The sequence below is a fragment of the Pseudomonas sp. MIL19 genome (genome assembly GCF_028680365.1).
In the GTDB taxonomy this organism is placed as follows: domain Bacteria; phylum Pseudomonadota; class Gammaproteobacteria; order Pseudomonadales; family Pseudomonadaceae; genus Aquipseudomonas; species Aquipseudomonas spirodelae.
The window spans coordinates 61690-83436 of the sequence record NZ_JAPPVG010000009.1 but is presented as its reverse complement, the minus strand read 5'-3'; the positions used below and the strand labels follow the sequence as shown (position 1 = coordinate 83436).

Annotated in this window: 14 protein-coding genes and 1 riboswitch; of the genes, 9 read left to right on the top strand and 5 right to left on the bottom strand. The window is 62.1% G+C overall.

What is annotated here, in order from left to right:
• Positions 1 to 50: 50 nt before the first annotated feature.
• Positions 51 to 4973, bottom strand: coding sequence for an alpha-2-macroglobulin family protein (locus N1078_RS08540; protein ID WP_274087752.1), 4923 nt, complete (start codon positions 4971 to 4973; stop codon positions 51 to 53).
• A 189-nt stretch (positions 4974 to 5162) separates the two neighbouring features.
• On the opposite strand from N1078_RS08540, the gene N1078_RS08535 reads away from it, so the two are divergent.
• The 5 genes from N1078_RS08535 to ispA all read left to right on the top strand — a co-directional run bounded on the left by N1078_RS08535 (position 5163) and on the right by ispA (position 9340).
• Positions 5163 to 6533 carry an MATE family efflux transporter gene (locus N1078_RS08535; protein WP_274087781.1) on the top strand — a complete coding sequence of 457 codons (1371 nt, stop codon included), beginning with the start codon at positions 5163 to 5165 and terminating at the stop codon, positions 6531 to 6533.
• Entirely contained in the window at positions 6520 to 7548 is a 1029-nt protein-coding gene (locus N1078_RS08530) for a sensor domain-containing diguanylate cyclase (protein WP_274087751.1), read from the top strand. Before N1078_RS08535 ends, N1078_RS08530 begins: the two co-directional genes overlap by 14 nt.
• Positions 7549 to 7573: 25 nt before the next feature.
• Entirely contained in the window at positions 7574 to 8029 is a 456-nt protein-coding gene (locus tag N1078_RS08525) for a DUF2214 family protein (RefSeq protein WP_274087750.1), read from the top strand.
• 181 nt (positions 8030 to 8210) lie between these two features.
• Positions 8211 to 8456 carry an exodeoxyribonuclease VII small subunit gene (locus tag N1078_RS08520; protein ID WP_274087749.1) on the top strand — a complete coding sequence of 82 codons (246 nt, stop codon included), beginning with the start codon at positions 8211 to 8213 and terminating at the stop codon, positions 8454 to 8456.
• Positions 8453 to 9340, top strand: a complete 888-nt coding sequence (ispA, locus tag N1078_RS08515) for a (2E,6E)-farnesyl diphosphate synthase (protein WP_274087748.1) — start codon at positions 8453 to 8455, stop codon at positions 9338 to 9340. The genes N1078_RS08520 and ispA overlap by 4 nt, the downstream gene beginning before the upstream one ends.
• On the opposite strand, the gene N1078_RS08510 is transcribed toward ispA, so the two are convergent.
• Positions 9316 to 10266 carry a LysR family transcriptional regulator gene (locus N1078_RS08510; RefSeq protein WP_274087747.1) on the bottom strand — a complete coding sequence of 317 codons (951 nt, stop codon included), beginning with the start codon at positions 10264 to 10266 and terminating at the stop codon, positions 9316 to 9318. The two genes, ispA and N1078_RS08510, sit on opposite strands and share 25 nt — an antisense overlap.
• Before the next feature lie 125 nt (positions 10267 to 10391).
• Here N1078_RS08510 and N1078_RS08505 point away from each other — a divergent pair, with 125 nt between their 5' ends.
• The 4 genes from N1078_RS08505 to N1078_RS08490 all read left to right on the top strand — a co-directional run bounded on the left by N1078_RS08505 (position 10392) and on the right by N1078_RS08490 (position 19714).
• The gene (locus N1078_RS08505) at positions 10392 to 12119 is read left to right on the top strand and encodes an AMP-binding protein (RefSeq protein ID WP_274087746.1); all 1728 of its coding nucleotides are present in this window, start codon (positions 10392 to 10394) and stop codon (positions 12117 to 12119) included.
• Positions 12116 to 15394 carry a carboxyl transferase domain-containing protein gene (locus tag N1078_RS08500; protein WP_274087745.1) on the top strand — a complete coding sequence of 1093 codons (3279 nt, stop codon included), beginning with the start codon at positions 12116 to 12118 and terminating at the stop codon, positions 15392 to 15394. The genes N1078_RS08505 and N1078_RS08500 overlap by 4 nt, the downstream gene beginning before the upstream one ends.
• A 120-nt stretch (positions 15395 to 15514) precedes the next feature.
• The gene (gene dxs, locus N1078_RS08495) at positions 15515 to 17410 is read left to right on the top strand and encodes a 1-deoxy-D-xylulose-5-phosphate synthase (protein WP_274087744.1); all 1896 of its coding nucleotides are present in this window, start codon (positions 15515 to 15517) and stop codon (positions 17408 to 17410) included.
• 66 nt (positions 17411 to 17476) lie between these two features.
• A riboswitch (cobalamin riboswitch) is annotated at positions 17477 to 17694 on the top strand.
• Between the two features lie 100 nt (positions 17695 to 17794).
• The gene (locus N1078_RS08490; protein ID WP_274087743.1) at positions 17795 to 19714 is read left to right on the top strand and encodes a TonB-dependent receptor family protein; all 1920 of its coding nucleotides are present in this window, start codon (positions 17795 to 17797) and stop codon (positions 19712 to 19714) included.
• A gap of 55 nt (positions 19715 to 19769) precedes the next feature.
• On the opposite strand, the gene N1078_RS08485 is transcribed toward N1078_RS08490, so the two are convergent.
• From N1078_RS08485 to ribA, 3 genes are read right to left on the bottom strand one after another with little or no spacing between them, the layout of a single operon-like run.
• Positions 19770 to 20567, bottom strand: a complete 798-nt coding sequence (locus N1078_RS08485; RefSeq protein ID WP_274087742.1) for a cobalamin-binding protein — start codon at positions 20565 to 20567, stop codon at positions 19770 to 19772.
• On the bottom strand, positions 20567 to 20983 hold the full coding sequence (locus N1078_RS08480; protein WP_274087741.1) for an MFS transporter: 417 nt from the start codon (positions 20981 to 20983) through the stop codon (positions 20567 to 20569). Before N1078_RS08480 ends, N1078_RS08485 begins: the two co-directional genes overlap by 1 nt.
• Positions 20980 to 21600 (bottom strand): GTP cyclohydrolase II, encoded by a 621-nt coding sequence (ribA, locus tag N1078_RS08475; RefSeq protein ID WP_274087740.1) that lies wholly within the window; start codon positions 21598 to 21600, stop codon positions 20980 to 20982. Before ribA ends, N1078_RS08480 begins: the two co-directional genes overlap by 4 nt.
• Positions 21601 to 21747 lie beyond the last annotated feature (147 nt).

Here is a 21747-nt window from a genome sequence, read left to right as displayed (position 1 = left end):
ACACACAGACTAAACAACAAGGCCCGCCAACTTGGCGGGCCTTGTGCGTTCTAGCGCTCCTTAACGACCAGGCGACCAGGCGTGGTACCCAGCGCCTGCCAGTTCGGCCGGTACATCGACTCCACTTGCGGTGGCGGTACACGGTAGCTGCCGGGGGTAACCGCGCGGGCCAGGTACAGCAGGTGGGTGGTGCCATAGCCGTTTACATCCAGCGCGGCGACGTAACGATCACCCCGGAACTCCTGGTGCTTGATTGCCGCGTTCTGCATCGACTCACGCCACTCTTTCACCGCGCTACTGGCGTCGTCCAGGCTGGCCGAGCTTTGTGCCAGGTTCTGGTTTTCCAGCTCCAGGCCCGCCGGCAGCAGATCGACCACCAACGCATCCGGCACCCGCTGCTTGGCGGATACGGCCAGGTGCACCAGCACCAGTTCGCCGCTTTGCAGGTTACTCAGGTCCAGCGTCTCACCGTCCATGCCTAAGTATTCGCGGTAGATGCTGAGGTTTTCACCGCCAGCCGCCGGCGCCTGACTTGGATAGCCAGACAGGGTCAGCTGCTGATACAGCGGCGTATCGCCCGGTTTATCCGTCGAGTTGCTGATGCTCAGCGGCGCCGCCAGATCACCACTATCAAGTTTGAGACCTGACTGAGCATTGCTCAGCTCGAAGGCCAGGCTGCCACTTTGCAGGTCCGCGCTCCAGTTCGGCTCGGGCTTGCTCAGCAGGTTCCGCCCGGCCAGGTACAGCGAATTACGCTCTTGGGTCGACAGCCACTGCTGGCTGGCCACTTCATCGGCCAGGCTGAACAGGCGCTCTTCACGGCGATTTTTCGCCAGGTCATGCTCTTCCAGCAGCGCCAGAACCAGCGCCTGATCACGCAACGGGCTGCCGTAATCCGCCAACCAGGTATTGAGCTCGCGCCCACGGGCCAAGCCTGCGCTCAGCAGCTCATCGGCTCGCGGCTGATCACCCATTTTCTGCAGGGCCACGGCCAGGTGCACCAATGGCAAGCCGGATAACGCATCACTGCGTCGCTCATACAGGCTACGCAAGGCACCCAGCGGCGCCTGCTGGCTGCGCGCCAACACGTATCCGGCGTAAGCCTGCACGGCAAAGCGGCTGTGGTTGGCGTTATCGCTGTAGTTGACCTCGATCAGCTGGCGCTCCTGCAAATAGCGCAGCAGGCGTTCGTTGGCCTTTTTCAGCGCCTCTTCCGGTACGCCGAAGCCTTGCTCGCGAGCACGCAGGAGGAAGTCGCTGACATACGCGGTGAGCCAGTACTCCTCATCGCCGTCGGCACTCCACAGGCCGAAGCTGCCGTTGTAGCGCTGCATGCTCAGCAGACGCTCGATACCCAGCTCGATGGCGCGTTTGCGCTGCTCATCCGGCTCGGCCTCAACACCCAGGCGCTTCAGGGTTGCCGCATCGGCGTACAACGATGGATACAGGCCGCTGGTGGTCTGCTCCAGACAGCCGTAGGGATAAGCCTTGAGTGCGCGGATCTGCTCGCCCAGGTTGAGCGGTGGACGGCTGGAAATCGCCAGACGTGCTTCCAGGCCGGCTGTTTCAAAGGCGCTCAGGGCATCGGCCGGCAGCAACCAGGGCTCGTCTTTGAGCACCGCACGGAAGTGCTGCAACTGCGCCGGATAGGCCGGGCGGATACCTAGCTGCCATTCACGACTGAACGGCGGCAGGTCTTCACCGGGCAGAACCAGGCCATTGACCTTGACCGTAAAGCGCCCTTGACCGTAGCCGCCCATCGCCACCACAGGAATACGCAGAATGCTGCGCTGACCATCGGCCAAGGTGATCGGCGCCACCGCCGTGCCGGGGTTCTGCGCCAGACGCAACTGGCCTTCGGCGCTCAGTTGCACATCCAGCTTCTGCTCACGTCCGGACAGGTTGCTCAGGTCCAGGGCTAGAGTGGTTTCATCGCCACCGGCGAGGAAGCGCGGCGCCGACAGCTCGGCAATCAGCGGCGCGGCGACCACCGTCTTGCCTTCGCCCATGCCGTAATGCTCGTCAGTCCAGGCTTGCGCCATCAGGCGCAGCTCGCCGTTGAAGTCAGGGATAGCCAGGCTGACTTCGCCTTCGCCCTGCTCGTTCAGCATCAGCGGCTGGCTTTGCAGTGCAACGATCAGCACGCTGGTATCCGGACGCTTACCGCCAGCGGCCAGCGCGGCGTCACCACCAAAGGCCAGTTTGGCCACTCGGCCTTGGCCGGCTTCGATCAGCTGCCCGTAGATATCCAGCTGATCCGCGCCATAGGCCTTGCGGCCGAAGAAGTTGGCGAATGGATCAGGCGTGGCGTACTCGGTGATATTGAGGATGCCGACATCCACGGCGGCTACCAGCACCTGCGCCTGTTTCGGGATACTGCCATCGGCGTTGCGCGCCTGCACCTTGACGTTGAGCGGCTGATTGGGGCGCATCTTCTCCGCAGCGGTTAGGGTCAGCGCCAACTTGCGCGGAGCACGTTCCAGCGGCAGATGCAGCAGGCCGACCGCGCGTTTAGGCGTGGCGTTGCTCTTGCGCTCGCCGGGACGAATCACCAGCGCGCTGACATACAGGTCATGCCGCGCCCACTCCCTGGCAATCGGAATGTCGAAGGTCTTACCCTCAGACGGCACCTCGATCTCTTGCCACCACAGCGGCCCTTCGCTGGACTCCACCATCAGGTAGCCCTTGCCCGCAGACGGAGGGGTAACGGTTACCTGGGCGGTGTCGCCATCGGCGTACGCCGGTTTATCCAGCGCCAGCTTGACCTGATCCGGCCGTACCGCGCCGCCGTCGGCGTTGTCCTGCCAGCGGTAGCCGGCCCAGAAGCGCAGGCTGCTGAGCAGGCCAGTCTGCGCATCAATCACTTCAACGCGGTACGGGCCCCACTCCACCGGGAAGCTGATCTTGGCGGTGCCGCCGGCTGCGACCTTGAGGGTTTCCTCGTTGAGGGTGAGGAATTTCTCGGTGTAGTTATGGCTCCAGCCATCGCTCTCGGAGAAGTTCCAGAAGTAGTCACGGCGCTCACGAATCAGGCGCACGCTAAGTTGATCAGCCGCCAGCTTGTTACCGGCCGCATCAGCCACCAGCACTTCGAACTCAGCCAGGCTGTCGGCATCCACTTCCTCGCCATCAAACAGCCCACGCACGCCAGGCAGACGCTCGGCCGGCCATACGGGTTGAATCACTCGCCGGGTAATCGCCCGGCCGCCGGATTCCTGCAGGCTGGCTTGCAGAATCAGACGCAGCGGCGATTTGGCATCGGCCCAGCGGCTTTCGATATCCAGGCTGGCCTTGCCCTGCTCGTCCAGGCTGGTTTCATCCAGTTCGATGTCTTCACTTAGTTCTTCTTCGGTGACCGAACCGAACTGGTAGCCCGGCAGGCTGGCCACCGCCTCACGCAGCGGCCGCACATAGAGCTGACCGCTGAGGCGATTACCCGCCGCCGGCGCGCCGTACAGGTAGCGACCGGTGACCTCGAACTGGGCATTTTCCACCGGGGTGTAGGGTTCTTCGCTGCCTTTTATTTCCAGCGCCATACGTTCTGGCAGGAAGTCTTCCACAGAGAATTCATACAATTGCGGCTTGCCATCACCCAGCTCAAACAGCAGCTGCCAGCGCCCAGTCGGGGCTTCGTCAGCCAGTTGCAGCTGGTACTGATACAGGCCAGCGTCATCGGCCTGCCAAACGAACTTGCGGCTGACCTGCTCGTCCGGGCGGCGCACTTCAACATTCACCGGCTGGGCGTTCACCGCGCGGCCATCGGCATCGCGCAGCAGGCCGTTGAGCAGCACGGTTTCGCCCGGACGATAAAGGTCACGCGGGCCAAATACAAAGAACTGCAGGGGATGGGCGGCGGGGCCGGCAATATCAAACTCGGCCAGGTCCAGCGCCGAACCGTTTAAGCGCAGCAGGCTGGTCTGCTGCGCCTGATGGGCCAGTAACACCTCGGCCTTGGGCGGCAGCGGCAACTGCGCGTGGCCGGCGCCGTCGGTCTTGCCTTCGGCCAGCACCTGGCCTTCACCATTGAGGATTTCTAGGCGTACATCGCCCAGGGCATCGCCGCCGGCCAGGGCCTGAGTGAAGACATCGATACGGTTCTGGTAGCGCCGTGCAGACAAGCCGATATCGCTCAGGGTGAACAGCGTGGCCGGCTGCGAATAGGCGTAACTGCCCGCTTCACGCATCACCGCCAGGTAAACGCCGGGTTGCTTGAACGGCTCTAGGCCGGCAATCGGCAGCAACAGGGTTTCACGGGTATTGCGCGCGGGGTTGAGGTCGAAACGCCCACCGTAGACCAGATCAGCCATCGGCAACAGGCTGCGCGCCTCCCAGGTATCCAGGTTGCTCGAACGGCCCCAACGATTGAGAAAAGCCGGCAGCGATTCGGGCTTGATGCGGAAGAACTCGACATTCACCTTGTCGACGTTCAGCGCAATCACCGGCAGGCCTTCGGCGAGGCGCGTGGGCAGCAAGGAACCACGGCTGGCGAAGCCGACACTGGCCTGCAGGTCGCGAGTTTCCAAACGCGTGACCTGCTCGGCGGCGAGCTTCTTGCCATTCAGCCCGAGCAACCCGGCATCCACCGTCAGCACCAGCTTGCGCTGCGGCTCCAGGTGGCGCAGGCGCACTTCCATCAGGTTGTCGCTGAGCTCCCAGGCGCCATCGACCTTGCCGCTCTTGCTATCGACCAGATGCAAACGCTCGGCGAGCTTCTGCTCGGGGTCGAGCGGCACCGAAAAGCTGATCGACAAGGTACTCGCCCCGTCCAGCTGCACTTCCGAGACATCCACCACGCTCAGCTCGCGACCGGCGTAACGCTCGGCCAGCGCCGCGCGGTCAACCTCAGGCTTGGCCGCCTGACTAATCACCGGCGGGGTTTGGCTGGCCGTCACTTCGGCCGGCCCAGGGGTGGATGAATCACAGGCACTGAGCAGGCTCAGAACAAGTGCCAGAAGCAGTCCATTCTTCGGCATTGCGGGCTCCAACAGGGGTAGATGCACAGGCCTGACACTATAGTCGAGGCACTCACCCACAACTAAGCCTGCGCACGCAAAACGGCTCAGCAGCGCGCGCCGGCCGATACGTGTTTAATAGCCCGTCTGTGACACACGCTCGCGCATTGAGTTGCAGGCATTTTAATTTTCAGACCGAGAAGCGCATTGATAAACGCCGTACGCGATGCCTGGCAGCACGCCCCCACCCATCATCGAGTCTGGGCGCTGGCTGCACCGATGATCCTGTGCAACCTCTCCGTGCCCTTGGTGGCGCTGGTCGACAGTGCGGTGATTGGCCATTTGCCGCATGCTCACCAACTGGCCGCAGTGGCCGTGGGCGGCAGCCTGTATACCCTGCTGACCTGGGCGGTGGGCTTTCTGCGCATGGGCACCACCGGCTTCAGTGCTCAGGCGGCCGGGCGCAAGGATGGCGGTGCGCTGCGCCAGGTATTGGTGCAGGGTTTGCTACTTGGTGTGCTGCTGGCCGCCCTGCTGATCAGCCTGGCCATCCCCCTGAGCAGCGCCGCACTGAGCCTGATGAACCCTTCGGCGCAACTCGATGAGCTGGCGCGCAACTACCTGCATATCCGCCTATTCGGCCTGCCCGCCGCGCTGACCACCTACGCCCTGGTCGGTTGGTTGCTCGGTACGCAGAACGCCCGTGGCCCGCTGGCCATTCTGCTGACCACTAACCTGCTCAACGTCGCCCTCGACCTGCTGTTTGTGCTCGGCCTGCACTGGGGCGTGGCGGGCGCCGCCTGGGCCTCGGTGATTGCCGAATGGAGCGGCGCGCTGCTCGGTCTGTTCCTGGCGCGGCGCGCCCTGCGGGCCTATGCCGGCACGCTGGACTGGGCCGCGCTGCGCCGCTGGCTGAACTGGCGACCGTTGCTGACCGTCAATCGCGACATCTTTATCCGCACCCTGGCGCTGCAGGCGGTGTTCTTCCTGATTACCGTGCAGGGTGCGCGCCTGGGCGATGCCACCGTGGCGGCCAACGCCCTGCTGCTCAACGGCCTGCTACTGACCGCCCACGCCCTTGATGGCCTGGCGCATGCCCTGGAAGCCCTGTGCGGGCATGCACTGGGCGCGCGTGATCGCAGTGCGTTGAGGCGCACGCTGATTGTGGCCGGTGGTTGGTCGCTACTCGCCAGCAGCGGTTTCGCGCTGTTCTTTCTGCTCGGCGGGCAGTGGTTTATTCAACTGCAAACCAATATCGACGCGGTGCGCGAAGCGGCATTCATCTACCTGCCGTACCTCGCCCTGCTCCCCTTGATCGCGGTCTGGAGCTACCTGCTCGATGGCCTGTTTATCGGCGCCACCCGCGCCCGCGAAATGCGCGACGCCATGCTCCTGGCGCTGCTGCTCAGTCTGCCGCTGGCCTGGGCCCTGCAACCGCTGGGCAACCAGGGCTTGTGGTTGGCCTTTCTCAGTTTTATGGCGCTGCGCAGCCTGTGCCTTGGGGGCTATGCTTACCGTCTGACCAAGGCCGATCAATGGTTCGCCCCCAGCCCATCAGGAGCTCCCCATGCTCAGCCCTGAAATACCCAGTGATGAAGCGCTGCGCCAGCAGGCCTTGGACGATAACGAGTTACTCGACACGCCGGCCGACCCTTACCTGGACACCTTGGTGCGGGTGGTGCGCGAGGTATTTGCGGTCAAGACCGTATTGGTCAGCCTGATCGACCATGATCGGCAATGGTTTAAAGCGCGCATCGGCCTGGAAGCAGACGCGACACCACGCGCCATCTCCTTCTGCGGTCACGCAATTTTGGGTACCCAGGCACTTATTGTCGAAGACACCCATAACGACCCGCGCTTTAACGACAACCCGCTGGTGCTCAACAACCCCAATATCCGCTTTTACGCCGGGCACCCCCTATTCTCCGCGGAAAACCAGGCACTGGGTACCCTGTGCCTGATCGACCCGCAGCCACAGAAACTCACGGCCAAACAACAAAGCCTGTTTATCGACATGGCCGCACTGGTCGAGGGCTACCTGAAACTGCGTAACGACAGTGAGCAAACCGTACAGTTACGCGCGGCGCTAAGCCGTGAACAACGCAAGGCCATGCTCGACCCCCTGACCCAGCTGTGGAACCGTGCCGGCCTTAACCACTTTCTGCCTAGGCACCAGCAACAGGCCGACGACCTTGACCTGCAACTGGGCGTGCTGTTTTGCGACCTGGATTACTTCAAGAAGATCAACGACAGCCATGGTCACGCCGCTGGCGACCAGGTGCTATGGGAAACCGCGCGACGCATCAGCGCCGCCGTGCGCCCGCAGGACGTAGTCACACGCAGCGGCGGCGAAGAATTCGTGGTGCTGCTGCAGGTGCACGACCAGCAAGAACTACTACAGATTGCCGAACGCATTCGCAGTGCCATGAGCAATACGCCGCTGGATATCGATGGCCTGCACATCAAGCTGACCATCAGCATCGGCGCCACCCTGCGTACCGCTCAAGATGCGCCGAACGATGCCCTGAAGCGCGCCGACCAGGCGCTGTATCAGGCCAAAGGCAATGGCCGTAACCGGGTCGAATTCGCTAACTGAATCCCCTCTGTGAAAGGACGCCAGCATGGGCCAAGCACTTGTTGCCTACCTGCATTACCTGTCGATCTTCCTGCTGTTCGCCCTGCTCAGCATCGAACATGTGCAATTTAAATTGCCGCTGGATCTGCGCCGGGCACGTGGCCTGATCATCACCGACATCGCCTACGGCGTGAGTGCCGGGCTGGTGTTATTCAGCGGCCTGGCGCGGGTGCTCTGGCATGGCAAGGGCCTGGACTACTACCTGGGCAACAGCCTGTTTCACGCCAAAGTCGGCCTGTTTATTCTCATCGGGCTGATTTCCGTGCTGCCGACCTTTGTTTTCCTCAACTGGCGCAACAGCCTCAAGGCCGGCGAAGTGCCACAGGTCAGCAGTCGCCAGGCTCGCCTGGTGATTGGGGTGATTCGCCTGGAACTGTTGTTGCTACTGGTGATCCCATTACTGGCGGTGCTGATGGCCCGCGGCTATGGCGTAAGCAGCTGACTGCTGGCTAATTAAGCAACCGTTTTGCGGGAGGGACTTTAGCCGCGATAGTCGCTCTCCGCTAAAGCGCCTCCTACACGTCCAGATACCGCCCGCTGATTTGCCCGTACGGCCCCGCTCTGCTAGTGTCGCGCGGTTGCATATCCCCCGATTCCGCCGATCCGCCCCCGAGAAATTCGCCATGGCCGCCCGTAAAAAAGCCGCGCTCGACTTCGAGCAATCCCTGACCGATCTGCAGAACCTGGTCGAACGTCTGGAAAACGGCGAGCTGTCGCTAGAAGACTCGCTGACTGCCTTTGAACAAGGCGTACGCCTGACCCGCGATTGCCAAACGGCATTGGCTCAGGCCGAACAGAAAGTGCAAATCCTCATGGAACGTGACGGCGCGCTGGAGGAAGCCCCTTTCGACGCGGATCAGCAGGCATGATCGCGACCTACCAGAGCCACTGCCAACGGCGCGTCGATAGCGCCCTGGAAACCCTCCTGAGCAGCCCACGCCCGGAGCTGGAACGCCTGTATGCCGCCATGCGCTACAGCCTGTTCAATGGCGGCAAACGCGTACGTCCGCTACTCGCCTACGCCGCCTGCGAAGCCCTTGGCGGCGAGCCGGAACGCGCCAATGCGGCCGCCTGCGCCGTAGAACTGATCCACGCCTATTCCCTGGTGCATGACGACCTGCCGGCGATGGACGATGACGACCTGCGCCGCGGTCAACCAACCACCCACAAAGCCTTCGACGAAGCCTGCGCAATTCTTGCCGGTGACGGTCTGCAGAGCCTGGCCTTTGAAGTGCTCGCCGACGCCACGCACAACCCGCACGACGCGCAGTTGCGCCTGGCCATGCTCAGCGCGCTGGCGCGTGCAGCCGGCCCCGCGGGCATGGTGGGCGGCCAGGCGATCGACCTCGGCTCGGTCGGCCAAGCACTCGACCAAAACGCCCTGGAAACCATGCACCGGCACAAGACCGGCGCGCTGATCGAGGCCAGCGTGCAGCTCGGCGCGCTAGCCAGCGGCCTGGCTGACGAACATGCCCTGAAAGCCTTGCACAGCTATGCCCGCGCGATTGGCCTGGCGTTTCAGGTGCAAGACGACATCCTTGACGTGGAAAGCGACACCGCAACCCTGGGCAAGACCCAAGGCAAGGATCAGGCCCACGACAAACCCACCTACCCCGCCCTGCTCGGTCTCGACGCCGCCAAAGCTTATGCCCAAGAGCTGTGCGAACAGGCGCTGCATGCTCTGCGCCCCTTCGACCAAGCCGCCGAGCCACTGCGAGAGCTGGCCCGTTATATCGTCGAACGGCGTAGCTGATCCATCCCCGAGCGGCTGCCTGCCAGTGTCAGCATCTGCTCACGCAACCAACGATGTCCCGCCTGGTTCTCCACCTGCATGGACCAATAAAGATTGAGGTTCACCGGCACCAGTGCCAACGGCAAATCGAGCAACCGATTGGGCAACCCGGCATTAATCAACTCGGCGTAACGCCTCGGCATAGTCAGCAACCACTCACTCTGCGCCACCAATAGAGCCGCCGACAGGTAATGCTGGCAACGCTGCCGCACTTGCCTTACCAACCCCTGCCGCGCTAACGCCAGGTCTTCCACGCAGATCCCGCGCCGCCGTGACGTCACCGCAATATGCTCGGCGGCCAAATAACGCGCCGCACTCAACTCCCCACTAAACGCCGGCCCCGCGACTACGCACAACGGATCACTCAAGAGCAGTTGCTGTCGCAGCTCTGGGTCCGTTGAGCGGGCAATTTCAATGGCCAGATCGACCCGCCCCGCGCTTAATTCACGCTGCAACTCAGCCCAATGCACGCTGCTGCAACGCACCTCCAGTTGCGGGGCCACCTCACGCAGGTGAGCGACAATGCTCGGCAGCACCACCGGTTCCATCTGCTCAGGCATGTTCAAGGTAAAGGTGCGCCGGTCACGCAACGGGTCAAAGTCTTGCTCGCGCGTCACGCTGCGCAGCAAGCCGGCCAGCGCCGCCTGAATACCCGGGGCCAGTTGCGTGGCCAACAGTGTCGGCGCGACGCCACGCCCCTCGCGGACAAACAGTGGATCACCCAGCTGCTCGCGCAGACGATTAAGCGCATGGCTGACCGCGGACTGACTGAGGTGCAACAAAACCGCCGCGCGGGTCAGGTTGCGCTCACGGTAAATCACCTCAAACACTCGAAACAGATTCAGGTCGATGCGATCCATCTTCGACCATTCATGCTGCTGATTCATGGTTATTCCCTGCAAGAGCACATCGCTGCAGCCTAACAGCCATGCACACAGAACAAACCATGAATGCGGCTCATGGATAACGATGCATAAGCATCAGTTCTACCGCCCCAGCAAGGCTGCCTAAGATGCCCGCAAACAAGAACACCGAGGCCTCTTCTGCCATGCTTGAAAACGCTTACCTCGACCAACTGTCCCGCCTGCAAGCCGCCGCCTGGCCTGCCAATGCCCCACGCGAAGCGCAGTACCCACACGGCCAACAACCGCTCAGCGAGTACCTGCGCGCCTGGGCGAAGCAGCAGCCCGACCGCCCGGCACTGGATTTTTACGGCCATAGCATCACCTGGGCTGAACTGGACCGTTTGTCCGACCGCTGCGCCGCCCTGTTGGTCGAGCTAGGGGTCAAGGTGGGGGATCGGGTAGCGGTATTTATGCCCAACTGCCCGCAACTGCACATTGCTTTCTACGGCATTCTCAAATGTGGCGCTGTGTATGCGCCGGTCAGCCCGCTGAGCAAGCCGATGGAGCTGGCCTACCAACTCAAGGACAGCGGCGCGCACGTCATCCTCTGCTTTGACCAATTGCTACCCGTGGTTCGGGCGGTGCGCGAAGAATGCGCGCTCAGCCAGGTACTGAGCACCAGCCTGTCGGAACTGCGCCCCAGCGTGCCCAGCATCCCGGTGGCCGACCTGCTGCTCGCGCCCAAGGTTCAGGCCGATGACGCCATCGACTTTCTCCCGGCGCTAGAGCACTGCCAGCACGCCACGCCCAGCCACCGCCCGCAGCTGGAGGATATCGCCGCGCTCAATTACACCGGTGGCACCACCGGCCTGCCGAAAGGCTGCGTGCACACCCACGGCGACATGCTCTACACCTGTGCCAGCTTTGTGCCCGTCGCGCTGGGGCTACACACTGACAGCGTGATGCTCAACTTCTTGCCGGAGTTCTGGATTGCCGGAGAAAACGCCGGGCTGTTGTTTCCGGTATTCAGCGGTTGTCGCCTGGTACTCCTGGCGCGCTGGGACGCGCTGGCGTTTATGGCCGCCGTCGAGCATTACCGGGTCAGCCATTGCGGCCTGCTGGTCGACAGCGCCGTCGAGGTGCTCGAACACCCCGAAGCCGGCACCTACCGCCTGGACTCCTTGCAACGCACTGGCAGCATTTCTTTTATCAAGAAGCTGACCCGCGACTACCGCCAGCGCTGGCGCGCACTGACCGGCTGCACACTGTTCGAATTCAGCTTTGGTATGACCGAAACCCATACCTGCGACACCTTTACCTACGGCCTGCAAGATGACGACTTTGACCTGAACAGCGCCCCGACCTTCGTCGGCCTGCCGGTGCCCGGCACCGCATTCAAGGTCTGCGACTTCAACACCGGCGAGCTACTGCCGCTGGGCAGCGAAGGCGAGCTGTGCGTGCGCAGCCCTTCGCTGCTGCACGGTTACTGGCAACGCCCGGAAGAATCTGCGGCAGTGCTCAAGGACGGCTGGCTGCACACTGGCGACCTTGGTCAGATCACCGAGCAGGGCTTTATCCGCTACCTAGGCCGGCGTAAGGAGATGCTCAAGGTCAACGGCATGAGCGTATTCCCCAGCGAGCTGGAAGCCATGCTCGGCCAGCACCCTGCCTTGCTCGCCAGCGCAGTGATCGGGCGCGCAGATACCAGCAGTGGCCAACGTCCGGTGGCCTTTGTTGTGCTCAAGGCCGGTAGCCAGGAGAACGCCGACAGCCTGCACGCCTGGTGCAAGGCGGCCATGGCCAGCTACAAGGTCCCGGAACTGCGCGTGGTCGCGGCACTGCCCATGACGGCCACCGGCAAGGTGAAAAAGAACGAACTGGAGAGCCTACTGTGAGCGCGCCTTTTACCGCCCTGCTGATCGCCAACCGTGGCGAAATCGCCATCCGTATCGCCCGCGCCGCCAGCGAACTGGGCATCCGCTCCGTGGCCGTGTACGCCGAAGATGACGCCGCCTCCTTGCATGTGCGCCAGGCCGATAGCGCCGTCGCCCTCAGCGGCCGTGGCGTAGCGGCGTATCTGGACATGGATCAACTGATCACCATCGCTCAAGCTCAAGGCTGCGATGCCGTGCACCCGGGCTATGGCTTTCTTGCGGAAAACGCCGAATTCGCCCGCCGCTGCCAGGCCGCCGGTTTGTGTTTTGTTGGCCCCAGCAGCGAAGTGCTGCAACTGTTTGGCGACAAAGCCGCTGCGCGGGAATTAGCCGAACGCTGCGCGGTACCTTTGGTGGCGGGGATCAATCGGCCGATCAGCCTTGCCGAAGCCCACGGGTTCTTCGCCGAACATGGCGCAGTCATGCTCAAAGCCCTGGCCGGCGGTGGTGGCCGTGGTATGCGCCCGGTATTTGCCGCCAGCGAACTGGACGCGGCCTTTGCCCGCTGCCAATCGGAAGCCCGCGCCGCCTTTGGCAACGACGCGCTGTATATCGAGCAGTTGGTCAGCCAGGCCCGGCATATCGAAATTCAGGTGCTGGGCGACAGCACGGGCGCGGTCAGCCACCTATGGGAGCGCGACTGCAGCCTGCAACGCCGTCAGCAGAAGCTGGTGGAAATCGCCCCCAGCCCGGACCTGCCCGCCGCCACCCGCGAGCGCATGATCGCCTGCGCGCTAAAGCTGGCCGGAGCGACAAAGTACCAGGGCCTGGGCACCTTCGAGTTTCTGCTGGATGCCGAGCAGCCCGAGCGCTTCTACTTTATGGAGGCCAACCCGCGCATTCAGGTCGAACACACCGTCACCGAACAGATCACCGGCGTCGACCTGCTGCACACCCAGCTCAAGCTCGCTGCCGGCCAGTCACTCGCCGACCTCGGCCTGCTGCAACCGCCGCCCGTCAATGGCTGCGCCGTGCAGCTGCGCATCAACCTGGAAAGCATGAACGCCGATGGCAGCACGCGCCCGGCCGCCGGCACCCTGAGTGCCTACCAACCACCCAGCGGCCCCGGCCTGCGTGTGGATGGTTACGGCTACGCCGGCTATCCGGTCAGCCCCAGTTACGATTCGCTGCTGGCCAAACTAATCGCCCACGCGGCGGATTACCCCAGAGCCCTGCGCCGCGCCTACCGCGCGCTATGCGAGTTCCGCCTGGAAGGCGTGGCAAGCAACCTGCACCTGCTGCAAAACCTGCTGCGCCTACCGCAAGTGGCGAGCTATCGACTGACCACGCGCTTTGTCGAAAAACACTTGGGCGAGCTGCTGGCGGCACAACCCCAGCCCCACCCGCATCACTTCTTTGCCGATATCCAGGCAACCCGCCAAACCACCCATCACGTACAGGACGCCCCGCCGGGCTGCCTTGCGCTGCACACCCATAGCAGCGGCGTGGTGGTCAGCCTGGAGGTGGCCGAAGGCGATGCGGTTGCCGTCGGCCAAACCATCGCCGTACTGGAGGCGATGAAGATGGAGTTCGTGGTCAGCGCCCGCCACAGCGGTATCGTCCGCCAACTGGCGGTGCAGGTCGGCAGCGCGATGAATGAAGGCCAAGCATTGCTGTTTATCGAACCCGCCGAGGTCGATGCCGCCACCCACCAACACGAGCAAAGCCTGGATTTGGAGCACATTCGTGCGGACCTGGCCGAAGTGCTCGAACGCCATTCCATCACACTTGACGAACGCCGCCCGCAGGCCGTGGCCAAGCGGCGCAAAACCGGCCAGCGCACGGTGCGCGAGAACCTCGCCGAGCTGCTGGATGACGGCAGTTTCAGCGAATACGGCGCGCTGGCGATTGCCGCGCAACGCCGCCGACGCTCGCTGGAAGAACTAATCGAACAAAGCCCGGCTGATGGCCTGGTCGCCGGTATTGGCACCGTTAACGCTGAGACATTCGGTAGCGAAGCCGCGCGCTGCATGGCCATCGCCTACGACTACACGGTGTTCGCCGGCACCCAGGGCGTGATGAACCACAAGAAAACCGACCGCATGCTCGGCCTCGCCGCACAGTGGCGCTTGCCGCTGGTGCTGTTTGCCGAAGGCGGTGGCGGCCGTCCGGGGGACACTGATTTTGTCGGCGTCGCCGGGCTGGACTGCCACACCTTTGTTGGCATGGCCAAACTCTCCGGGCTGGTGCCGCTGGTCGGCGTGGTATCCGGGCGCTGTTTTGCCGGCAACGCCGCCCTGCTCGGTTGCTGTGATGTGATTATCGCCACCGACAACGCCACCATCGGCATGGCCGGCCCGGCGATGATCGAAGGCGGCGGCCTCGGCAGCTTCAAACCGGAAGAAGTCGGCCCGGTCAGCGTGCAGGGGCCCAATGGCGTTATCGATGTGTTGGTGGCAGATGAAACTGAGGCCGTGCAGGTCGCCAAGCAATACTTGAGCTACTTCCAGGGCACGCTCAGCGACTGGCAATGCGCCGATCAGCGCGAGCTGCGGCATGTCATCCCGGAGAACCGCCTGCGCGTGTATGACATCCGCCAGGTCATCGCCATCCTGGCCGACCGCGACTCGGTGCTGGAACTGCGCCGCCAGTTTGCCCCGGGGCTGATCACCGCATTTATCCGCATTGAAGGTAAACCGTTCGGTTTGATGGCCAATAATCCCGCGCACTTGGGCGGCGCCATCGACGCCGTGGCCGGCGACAAAGCCGCGCGTTTTATGCAGCTGTGCGATGCCTTCGATATCCCGCTGCTGTCGCTGTGCGATACACCCGGTTTTATGGTCGGCCCAGAGGCAGAAAAACAGGCCACGGTGCGCCATGTGTCGCGCATGTTCGTGGCGGCCGCCAGCCTGACGGTGCCGTTTTTCACCGTGGTGCTACGCAAGGGTTACGGCCTCGGCGCGCAAGCCATGGCCGCCGGCAGCTTCCATTCGCCGCTGTTTACCATCGCCTGGCCCAGCGCCGAGTTTGGCGCAATGGGCCTGGAAGGTGCGGTGCGTCTGGGTTTTGCCAAGGAGCTGGCAGCTATCGAAGAGTCCGCCGCGCGCCAGCAATTATTCGACAAGCTGGTGGCCAAGGCTTACCAAAACGGCAAGGGCATCAATATGGCCAGCTTCCTGGAGATCGATGCGGTGATCGACCCCGTGGAAACTCGCGCCTGGCTGCTGCGCGGCCTGAATGCAGCGCCAAAGCCCACGTCGCGCACCGGCAAGAAGCGCACAGTCGATACCTGGTAGCCACTGACCGTTGCCCGGATGCATTCCGGGCAACGGCTGCGTTGAACCGAAGCATGTTTGGGCAGTTTCCGGCGCTTCGGGTAAACTGCCGCATCTTTTGCTCCTATAACGATCTGCCCGATGCCGACGACCTTCCACGAGATTCCCCGTGAGCGCCCGCTGACGCCCCTTCTAGACCGCGCCAATACGCCGGACGAGCTGCGCCGCCTGGGTGAAGCCGAGCTGGAAACCCTGGCCGACGAGTTGCGCCAGTACCTGCTGTATACAGTCGGGCAGACCGGTGGACATTTCGGCGCGGGCCTCGGTGTGATCGAGCTGACCGTGGCGCTGCATTATGTCTTCGACACCCCGGACGACCGCCTGGTGTGGGATGTGGGCCACCAGGCCTACCCACACAAGATTCTCACCGGCCGTCGCGAGCAGATGGGCAGCCTGCGCCAGAAGGACGGCATCGCCGCCTTCCCACGCCGCTCGGAAAGTGAATACGACACCTTCGGCGTCGGCCACTCCAGCACCAGCATCAGCGCGGCGCTCGGCATGGCCATTGCGGCGCGCATGCAGGGCAGCAAGCGCAAATCAGTCGCGGTGATCGGTGATGGCGCGCTGACCGCCGGCATGGCCTTCGAGGCGCTAAATCACGCCAGCGACGTCAAAGCCAATATGCTGGTGGTGCTCAACGACAACGACATGTCGATCTCGAAAAATGTCGGCGGCCTGTCCACCTACCTGGCCAAGATCCTCTCCAGCCGCACCTACGCCAATATGCGTGAAGGCAGCAAAAAAGTTCTGTCCAAACTGCCCGGTGCCTGGGAGATTGCCCGTAAAACTGAAGAGCATGCCAAGGGCATGCTGGTCTCCGGCACCCTGTTTGAAGAACTCGGCTGGAACTACATCGGCCCGATCGACGGCCACGACTTGCCAAGCCTGCTCGCCACCCTGCGCAATATGCGTGACCTCGACGGCCCGCAGTTCCTGCATGTGGTGACCAAGAAAGGTAAGGGCTTTGCGCCCGCTGAAGTCGACCCGATTGGCTATCACGCGATCACCAAGCTGGAGCCCATCAACGCCCCGCCCGTGGCCAAGCAGCCCACCGGCCCGAAATATTCCAGCGTATTCGGTCAGTGGCTGTGTGACATGGCCGCGCAAGACCCACGCCTGGTCGGCATCACTCCGGCGATGAAAGAAGGCTCGGATTTGGTGGCGTTCAGCGAACGTTACCCCGAGCGCTATTTCGACGTCGCCATCGCCGAACAGCATGCGGTCACCCTAGCGGCCGGCATGGCCTGCGACGGGGTTAAGCCGGTGGTGGCGATTTACTCGACCTTCCTCCAGCGTGCCTATGACCAGCTGATTCACGATGTCGCCGTGCAGCACCTCGACGTGCTGTTCGCCATCGACCGTGCCGGGCTGGTTGGCGAAGACGGTCCGACCCACGCTGGCAGCTTCGATATTTCCTATCTGCGCTGCATCCCCGGCATGCTGGTGATGACCCCGAGTGATGAAAACGAACTGCGCCGCATGCTTACCACCGGTCACCTGTTCGATGGCCCGGCAGCCGTGCGCTACCCACGCGGTACGGGCCCAAATGCGAGCATCGAGCCAGGCCTTGAGCCCCTTGAAATCGGCAAAGGCATTATCCGCCGTCAGGGCAAGCAAGCCGCCCTGCTGGTGTTCGGCGTACAGCTGAGTGAGGCGCTCAAGGCCGGCGAAGCGCTGGATGCCTCTGTGGTCGACATGCGCTTTGTCAAGCCGCTGGACGAAGCCCTGGTACGCGAACTGGCCGCCAGCCATGAATTGCTGGTGACGATTGAAGAGAACAGCGTGATGGGCGGCGCCGGCAGTGCGGTCAGCGAGTTCCTTGCCCGCGAGAACATCCTCAAACCGCTGCTGCACCTCGGCCTGCCTGACTACTACGTCGAGCACGCCAAGCCCACGCAGATGCTCGCCGAATGCGGGCTGGATGCCGCCGGTATCGAAGCGGCCATACGCGCCCGGCTCGCACTTCAGGCTGTATGAGTACCGCTCATCCCGCGCTGAACCTAGCTTGCTTGTAATAGATTTAACCGCGCATTAAGGTGCGCGGCGTTTTACTTCCGCCAAGGTGCGCCCTTTATCCGTAAAGCGGCGTTAAACGGGAAGCCGGTGCACTCATAAAGAGCTATTCCGGCGCTGCCCCCGCAACGGTAATCGACCGCAGAGCGAATCTGCACGTCGCCTCACACGTGCCACTGGAGCAATCTGGGAAGGACGAGGCCACGCACGTCGAGAGTCCGGAGACCGGCCTTGCTGGATGTGACTGGTGTTGCGGAGGGCATCACCGTCAAGCTCAGGCTGCGCCCGCGCGCCCGTTCTTGCCCCTGCCCTCCTCAAAAGTCTTTCGACCTTTTGAGGATTCTCTACGTGAAATTGTCCCGCCTTGCCCTGGCTGTGGTGCTAGCGCCGAATCTCGCCTTGGCTGCTAGCGATACCAGCAGCTATGAATTGCCGCCGCTGGTGATCACCCGCGCCACTGCGCTAAAAGCGCCGGCACCGGCCAGTGTTAAGGTCATTGATCGCAAGCAGATTGAAGAAACTGCGGCTTCATCACTTATTGATGTGCTACGGGCTCAAGCCGGCTTGCAGATACGCGACACCATGGGCGACGGCAACCGAGCCGCTCTAAGTTTGCGCGGCTTTGGCGAGAACGCGGCGAACAACACATTGGTGCTGGTTGATGGGCGTCGCCTCAACCAGCCCTCACAGGCAGGGCCAGACTTTAACAGCGTGCCACTGGCCAACATTGAGCGCATCGAGATCATTCGCGGGACGGGGACGGTGCTTTATGGTGACCAAGCCGTCGGCGGGGTGATCAACATCATTACCCGCACGCCCTCTAGCAATGAAGCCTATATCGAGAGCAACATCGGCAGTCACGACCTCGAAGCCTACCGCGGCCATATCAGCCAACAACTGGGCGCCGGCTTCTCGTTGTATGCGAGCGGCGAAACCCGCAACACCGATAACTACCGCGACCACAACAACGCCAACTACAGCAACGCCTTTGCCCGCTTACGTTATGACCATGACAGCGGCCATGCGTTATACGAATACCAGACGGTGGATGATGAGCTGTTGTATCCGGACAGCTTGTCTCTTGCCCAACGTCGCGCGGATCGAAAGCAAAGCACCTCGCAAAGCTGGAATGACAGTAAAACCCAGGTTCACCGCTTTGCGCTTGAACAACAGCTAAGCGATATCTGGTCCACTAACCTCGACTACAGCGACAGTGACCAAGACGGTGTGGGAAGTTTTGGCCCAGGATCTGAGTTCGTTCAAGGCACCCGCATCAAGACCTTCAGCCCACGCCTGACCGCACGTTTTGACTCACCGCTAGGTTATGCAGAGTGGCTGCTAGGTCATGACCACATCACCAGTGACTACGAAAATAAGACCAGCTGGAGTAATACCGTCGCGCGGCAGACACAACGTGACTGGTACACCCAACTCAGCCAGAGCCTCGGTAATGATCTGACGTTGACCCTGGGCTATCGCAACAGCGAAGCCGACGACAACAATAAATCGGAACAACTCAAACATCGCGATAACGAAGACAGCACCAGCATTGGCTTGAGCTGGCAAGCTAATCAACAGACCCGCGTGTTTATCAAGCGCGAGGATGTACTGCGCTGGGCCAACGTTAACGACAATGCCTTTACCTTGCCTGACGTCGTCTTTCTTAAACCACAAACCGGCGTCTCGTGGGAAAGCGGCATCGAGTGGCAAGACGGCGTCCAGCGCTACCAAGCGACGCTATATCGAATGGATCTACAAGATGAGCTGATGTACGACTCAATGATTACAAACCCAAATAGTATTTTTGGTGGCCGCGGCGCAAACATTAACTTGGACAAGACTCGCCGCGACGGACTGCTATTGGAATCAGAGCGCCAACTAACTAAGCGCTTGAGCATTGGCGGCCAATACAGCTTTACCGATGCGCAGTACCGCGCGGGCAGTTTCAAAGGTAACGACGTGCCCTGGGTTGCGCCGCATAGCGCTAGCGCTCACCTGAGCTATGAAATCCTGCCAGGGCTGAAAAGCTATGTGGAAGCGGTATACACCGGGAATCGCTACTACTCAGGCGATGATGCCAACAGCCAGCAAAAAGCCGGTGGTTACACCCTTCTCAACGCCGCGCTCAGCTACGACTACAGGCAATTCAATAGCAAGCTGCGGGTTAATAACCTCACCGGTAAGCAATATGATGCCTTTGGCTTTATCAACAGCCGCTACCCGGCTCCAGAAGAACAGGTACAGCTAAGCGTCGGCTACCGTTTCTAGCCACGCAGCACCTACAAGAAGGCCGCCTATTGGGCGGCCTTCTTGCTTTCACGACTCACTCGGCCGCTGCCAACTGCTCACACAGTTTCTCCATCGCCCCCAACATCTGGAAGCTTGGTCGCTCCAGGCCCTCGTCGGGCACTAACCAGAGTTGCTTTAACTCGACAGCGCGCACCACTGGCCACTTACGCCAGGCCTCCAGTTGCGTCTGAGTGCCGGCCAGAATCACCTCGGGGTTGCGCTGCAAGACGGCCTCGACACTCACTTGCGGAGCCGGCAGGCTCAGGTCGGCAAAGATATTTTCGGCGCCACAGACACGCAGGGCATCGCTAATAATCTGCTGGCCGCCAAGGGTATACAGCGGTACATCCCAAACCTGATAAAACACCCGCAGTGGCTGTGGACGTTGATAGCGCTGAGCTAAACCAGCCATCCCTTGCAGAAATTGCTGCTGCAGGCGCAAACCTTGTTCGGCACGACCGATACGCGTACCGATCTCGACAAACTGCTGCGCCAGGTCGGCTAGCTTGCGCGGTTTAACGACCAACATCGGGATGCCAAAGGCCTGCAACTGCTGGCGCTGCGCCCGGCTAATGCTTTCAGGCAAGAGCAACACCAAGTCAGGCTGCAGACTGATAACGCGCTCCATCTCCAGCTGCCCGTAGCGTCCGACGGAAGGCACATGCGCGGCCGCAGGCGGACGCGGGCCCGCATCCAGCACGCCAACCAGCAGGTCGACAGCTCCGAGCTCAAGCACGATTTCAGTTACAGAGGGGCCCAGACTAATCAGCCGCTCGGCGCCCACTGCCGGCCAGGCCAGCAGGGCCAGCAGGGCCACAACAAGCGCGCGCATTAGCCGAGTTGGCGGGGGATGCGGTAGAGGTAGAGCATCACGACGCTGGAAATCGCCAGGAGGATCAGCGGAATCGCTTCCAGCCCGGCGAACACCGCAACGGCGGCAATCCAGGCCGGCGCGGCCGCCCCCAGAAACCCAAGACGGCGGACGCGCGCCAACTCAAGCCAGGCATCGTGTTCGGCAGTTGTATCGAGGGCTTTTTCAGTGGCCACCAAGGCGCGTTTATAGCGACTGAACAGGGGCAAGCTGGCAAACATTGACGCCAGGCCGGCGATAAACAGCGGCATAGTCAGCAAGCCGGTCTGCTGCTCAGCCCCAAATAGCAGGTTGAGCACGAACAACGGCAACAGGGTCACGGCCAGCTGTCGCCACCACTCCAGCGCCAGCCGCCGGCGCACTTCGCTGCGTGTCACAGGCTTTCCTCAACCTCGCCCTGGTGCAGGCTGCCGAGCATATGCCCGAGTTTGCCAGCCTTGGTCGCCAGGTACTTTTTGTTGTGCGGGTTGTGGCCGATCTGCAGCGGCACACGGGTTGCCACATTGATGCCCATATCGCCCAGCGCCTTAACCTTGCGCGGGTTGTTGGTCATCAGCTTGAGCTGGCTGATACCCAGATGGTCGAGCATCGGCAGGCAGATTGCGTAGTCACGCTGATCGGCGCCGAAGCCCAGGCGCTCGTTGGCCTCGACCGTGTCAGCACCGCCATCTTGCAGCTCATAGGCGCGAATTTTGTTCAGCAGGCCGATACCACGACCCTCCTGACGCAGATAGAGCAGAACACCACGGCCTTCATCCGCAATTGCGCGCAGCGCCGCTTCCAGCTGGAAGCCGCAGTCGCAGCGCAGACTGAACAGCGCATCGCCGGTCAGGCACTCGGAGTGCAAGCGGCCCAATACGGGGGCGCCATCGGCGACATCGCCAAAGGTCAGGGCAACGTGTTCCTTACCGGTAGCCTCTTCGAGGAAGCCATGCATGGTGAAGAGGCCAAAAGGCGTAGGCAACTGGGAGGCGGCGACAAACACGACGGACACCGGATACTCCTAAAGGAAATGGGCAGGGAATAATCAGGCCGGCATTGTAACAGCAGGCCCCAGCAGCCGGTCAGCCTGAATTACTGATGATAAAGATCGAGCCGCCTAGCATTTGTTTCTGTTCTTACGAGCTGGGGTCCTATTTTT